The sequence below is a fragment of the Mesorhizobium sp. genome (genome assembly GCF_004962925.1).
Classification (GTDB): domain Bacteria; phylum Pseudomonadota; class Alphaproteobacteria; order Rhizobiales; family Rhizobiaceae; genus Mesorhizobium.
Genome location: NZ_SUEO01000011.1, coordinates 13,474 through 14,005 on the forward strand (window position 1 = coordinate 13,474; position 532 = coordinate 14,005).

At 61.1% G+C, this 532-nt stretch carries 1 protein-coding gene; it reads left to right on the top strand.

What is annotated here, in order from left to right:
* Positions 1-422: 422 nt before the first annotated feature.
* Positions 423-532, top strand: a 110-nt coding sequence (locus E5W87_RS04655) for a ubiquinol-cytochrome c reductase iron-sulfur subunit N-terminal domain-containing protein (protein ID WP_292394560.1), incomplete at its 3' end; no start/stop codon positions are given.

The window sequence follows — 532 nt, forward strand, 5'->3', positions numbered from 1 at the left end:
ATAGTTGAAGATCAGGCAGCTTTTGGAGCCGTAGGCGCCGCACTGCAACTCGCCTTGCCAATGATCGGGCCAGCGGTCGGGCGTCCCGGCCCATTTGTCGCGGTCGATGACATACGCCATTGGCCGAGGATAGACCGACGCCGGGTCTCCTGTCGAGGCAAACGCAGACGCCGATTTTGCCGTTGTTTTCCTGTGGTTTCGCCGTCTTTGTCGCCATGCCGCCCGACGCCGAATTGCGCCCCCGCGACAATCTGCCCTTGTGCCTTCACCCGTCTGGACAAAAACAGGCTTCACGCATAAACCGAAGTCCAAATGCCGGAGGAATTCGCTAGCCTGTTCGCCATGCGCTGTCGGGTTGGCGTGAATGAGCGGGGAATAAGGCTCGGCCACCGGCACGGAAGAGGCGAAAGGATCAGGCACCCGTGAGCGCAACCGACATCCAGGATCCCAACCGTCGTGATTTTCTTTACGTCGCCACCGGCATGGCCGCAGTGGTCGGCGCGGGTGCCGTTGCCTGGCCGTTCATCGATCA